Origin of the sequence: Teichococcus deserti (assembly GCF_001982615.1) — a bacterium.
Taxonomy (GTDB): Bacteria; Pseudomonadota; Alphaproteobacteria; order Acetobacterales; family Acetobacteraceae; genus Pseudoroseomonas; species Pseudoroseomonas deserti.
Genome location: NZ_MLCO01000155.1, coordinates 1 through 3,718, shown reverse-complemented (window position 1 = coordinate 3,718; position 3,718 = coordinate 1). Strand labels below are relative to the sequence as shown.

Annotated in this window: 5 protein-coding genes; all 5 read right to left on the bottom strand. The window is 72.9% G+C overall.

All coding sequences use genetic code 11. The features are described 5' to 3' along the window. On the bottom strand, positions 1 to 540 hold a 540-nt coding region (locus BKE38_RS15970), incomplete at its 3' end, for an ATP-grasp domain-containing protein (protein ID WP_207553585.1). Next, complete coding sequence (locus BKE38_RS15965) at positions 537 to 1,298, bottom strand: hypothetical protein (RefSeq protein ID WP_076958290.1); 762 nt, start codon at positions 1,296 to 1,298, stop codon at positions 537 to 539. The genes BKE38_RS15970 and BKE38_RS15965, both read right to left, overlap by 4 nt. Before the next feature lie 5 nt (positions 1,299 to 1,303). Then, the gene (locus BKE38_RS15960) at positions 1,304 to 1,975 is read right to left on the bottom strand and encodes a class I SAM-dependent methyltransferase (protein ID WP_076958289.1); all 672 of its coding nucleotides are present in this window, start codon (positions 1,973 to 1,975) and stop codon (positions 1,304 to 1,306) included. Next, positions 1,972 to 2,700: an amidohydrolase family protein gene (locus BKE38_RS15955; RefSeq protein WP_076958288.1), complete on the bottom strand. Its 729-nt coding sequence runs from the start codon at positions 2,698 to 2,700 to the stop codon at positions 1,972 to 1,974. Before BKE38_RS15955 ends, BKE38_RS15960 begins: the two co-directional genes overlap by 4 nt. Beyond that, on the bottom strand, positions 2,697 to 3,644 hold the full coding sequence (locus tag BKE38_RS15950) for a glycoside hydrolase family protein (protein ID WP_076958287.1): 948 nt from the start codon (positions 3,642 to 3,644) through the stop codon (positions 2,697 to 2,699). Before BKE38_RS15950 ends, BKE38_RS15955 begins: the two co-directional genes overlap by 4 nt. Positions 3,645 to 3,718: the final 74 nt, after the last annotated feature.

Below are 3,718 nucleotides of genomic sequence, written 5' to 3'. Positions count from 1 at the left end.
CAAACCGCCGGCCCGGGCGAAGTCATGCGCCGCGGCCAACCCCTCGGGTCCGGCGACCCGGCTGACGCCGCGCGAGCCGCCCTGGCTCAGCGCCGGCTTCAGCACGATGGGATAGCCGCCGAGCCGCGCGACCAGCGGCGCCGCATCCGCCGGATCGGGCATCAGGGCGAAGGGCACGGCCCAGGGCGTGGCGTGCGCGGCCCAGGCGGTGCGCTGCGCCAGCTTGCTCAGGCCCTGCGCGATCACCACAGGGTCGGCGGCGCCGGGCAGGCCGAGGCGCCGGCCGAGCCGCGCCGCCGCCAGGGCTTGCAGCTCGGTGCTGCCGACGATGCCATCGATCCCGCCCAGGCCGGCGACACCGGCCGCCAGCCCGTCCAGGTCATCGGGCGCGACCTGCAGCGTCTCATCGGCGACGGCAAAACCATGCGGCTGCGGCAGGTCGTCGGCGACGACCGTGAAGAAGCCGGCGGCGCGGGCGGCGCGGATGCGCGGCACATTGCCCAGCGCCGCGCCCAGGATCAGCAGGCGCGGCACCGTCATCCGCGGCCGAGATCGGCGGCGTCGGCGATCGAGGCCTCGCCCTGCAGCTTGTTCACCGCGAAAACTCCCGACCAGCGGCCGCGGAAGGAAAGCCAGTCGCTGGGCGTGTCGGGGTCGATGGTCTCGATGCCATGCGGCTGCTGCGGGTGGAACCAGACGACGTCGCCCGGGGCGAGCTCGGCATCGACCGCGCGCAGCACGCCGGCGGCATCCTGCAGCACCAGCCCGCCGGCGCTGTAATCGGCGCCGAAGCGCGACATGGCCATCAGCGGCACGGCCACCTGGTGCGGCCCGACCGGGTCGCGGTGCAGGTTCATGCAGCCCTCGCCGGCCGGATAGAAGTGGAACAGCATGCGGGCGATGCTGCCCTCCTCGGGCGCGCGGCCCAGATACTTCTCCGACGGCGCCCCGGCCAGCAGGTTGCGCAACCGGAAGACCGGCGCCATCAGCCGGAAGACGTCGAAGGGATCCTGATTCCAGGGATTGAAGGAAAACTGGTGATAGTTGGCGCGGACGAAGGAACGCTCGTCCCAGCGGTTCACCCGATGCGCGTTCGGCGCCCCGGGCGTCAGCGCCACGTAGTTGGGCAGCGAGGCGCGGCCGACCCCGGCCAGCCATCCGGTCAGCCGCTCGATCAGGTCCGGGGCGACGACGGCGCGGCTGACGCCGACCTCATGGCCGTCGATGCGGGCCTGCAGCGCGGCGCGGCGTTCGGCATCGGCCTCCAGCAGCGGCAGCGGATCCATCTCGAAGAGCATGGGCGTCATTCCTCGGAAGGCGGCAGGTCGACCAGCGCCTCGAAGCCGGCAAAGGCCGAGCTGGCGGCGGCAAATTCCTGGCGCAGGTCGACGATCAGGGTGAATTCGAAGGGCATGTAGTCGTGCCGCAGCAGCACCCGGCGCGACAGGCTCAGCCCCTGCGCCAGCATCGCCGCCGGGTCGGCGTAATGCAGATGCGGGTAGCGGCGCTCGGCGGTGGTCGACATGAAGTTCACCGCGAAGCCCATCGCCGCCGCTGCCCTGAAGCGCAGCAGCATGCGATGGATGAAGCCTTCGCTGTCCTCCAGCCGGTGGTGGAACAGGCCGGAGGCGAGGATCAGGTCGAAGCGCCCCGGCGCGCCCTCGACATCCCAGTCCCAGACGCGCAGATCGCGATCGGGGGCGGCGGCGCTGCCGGTCGCGATCAGCTCGGGCGACAGGTCGATGCCGGTATAGGCGATGTCGCGGCCGCCAGCGGCGCAGAAGCCGGCCAGGTCGCCGAAGCCGCAACCGACATCGAGCACCGACAGTCTTTCGCGCGGCCAGTAGTCCAGCAGCGCGGCATAGCGCAGCCGGTGCTGCCGCTTGTCCCAGCCGAGGCTGCGCGGGTCATGGCCGAAACGCGCCAGCCGCTCGGCATAGCGGGCGCAGTTCTCCGCCTTCTCCTCGGGCCTCATGCGGCATCCCGCTGCAGGAAGCGGCGCAGGTTCTTTTCGGCGATGTTCTGCCGCTTCCCGGGCGGCAGGTCGGGCAGCAGCGCGTCGAGACGGGCCAGCACCTCGGCCGGCGTGTAGTCCGGGAAATCCGAGCCCAGGCAGAGGCGCTGGTCGAAGCTGCGCGCCAGGAAAGCCATATCCAGGTCGATCGAGCTGCCGGCGTATTTCATCAGCGTGAAGGACAGATCGAGCAGCACGCCCGGATTGGCGCGGGTGAATTCGGCATGGCGCAGCAGATCGACGCCGCCGCCATGCAGCAGCACCAGCCGCAGCCCGGGCGCCTCGGCCAGGGCCTCGACCAGCGCCGGCAGCGGGTCGGGCGGCAGGCGCTGGGCGGCCGGCGCGAAGGCATAGGTGCAGAAGAACACCGCCAGCCCGCGCGCCGCCGCGCCCTGGAAGATCCGCGGCAGATGCGGCATCACCCCGGCGCCGCAGCCGCGCGGATGCAGGTGCAGCCCGGCGGCACCGAGCGCGTGGAAGGCGTCGAGCGTCGCCTCCACCGGGGCCTGCGCGGCGGGCCAGGCGGGGATGGGCAGCAGCGCGGGAAAGCCGCGTGCCGCCTCGAAGAGCAGCCCGGGCGAGACGCCGGGCATGCCCTGCAGGCAGCCGCCGCTGCCGCCCGCCGCGGCCAGCGCCGCCGCATAGGTCTCCGGCCGCCCGCCGCCATGGCTGTCGAAGAAGCTCATGCCGGCCAGCCTGCGGGAAGCGGCAGAAAGCCGATCCCCGCCCGCCCGTAGCCGTTGCCGGCATAGAACAGGACGTCATGGTCTCCGGCGCGCAGGATGCGGGGATAGCATTGCATCGCATCGTCCCAGTCGCCGGCCGGGATCACCAGCGGCGCGGGGTGGCGGCGGAAGCGGCCGGGGCCGTCCGCGGTGCCAAGGAACAGGCGATAACGGTCGCCGCGGGCGGTGAAGACAATCCGCTCTGTGCCGTCGCCGGCACGCCAGGGGGCGGGGGCGCCGAGGGCATATTCGCCGGCATCGGCCAATGGCACGGCGACATCGCCCGGGCGCTGCCAGTCCAGCCCGTCTTCCGACCAGGCCGTGTGCAGCTGGTAGCGGTGCCGGTGGCCGCCTCCGGGCGTCGCGGCCCATTCCAGGAAGCTGGTATAGAGCAGCCGCCAGCGGCCGTCGGAAAGCCGCTGCACGGCGCAGGAGCCATGGCCGATCGGCTCGGCATCGTTGGCAGGCAGCAGCGGCGCGCGGCTGAACCGGAAGAAGCTGTCGCCGCCGTCGCGGCTGATCGCCAGGCCGATCTGGTTGCGGAAGGGCACCGCACCGCCCAGCCGCTGCCAGCCGACGTAATACATGCGCATCGCACCGTCGGCCTCGACCAACCAGGGATAGCCAGTGCCGTCGGCATCGAAGCAGCCCGGGGCGCCGAGGCTGAGCAGCGGGCCCAGCAGCCGGCGCAGCGCGGGCGCCCGATCAGCTTCGGGCGGTCCGTCGAAATCCAGCCGGCCGATATGGCTGCGCCCCTCCGCGTCGCGGCCGCCGAGATAGAGGCGCAGCGCCCCGTCCGGCCCGAGCATCGGGCAGAAGGCGCCGAGGCCGCCGGCCATCCACCAGCAGCCCGGCAGCGGCCGCAGCAGCAGCCGCCCGGCGGGCAAGGGCGGCAGCGGCGTCACGGCACAGCGGCGGAGAGCGAGGCGAGCGGAGCGGCGGCCTCTTCCACCGCCTCCCGCGTCAGGCGGGCGACGGG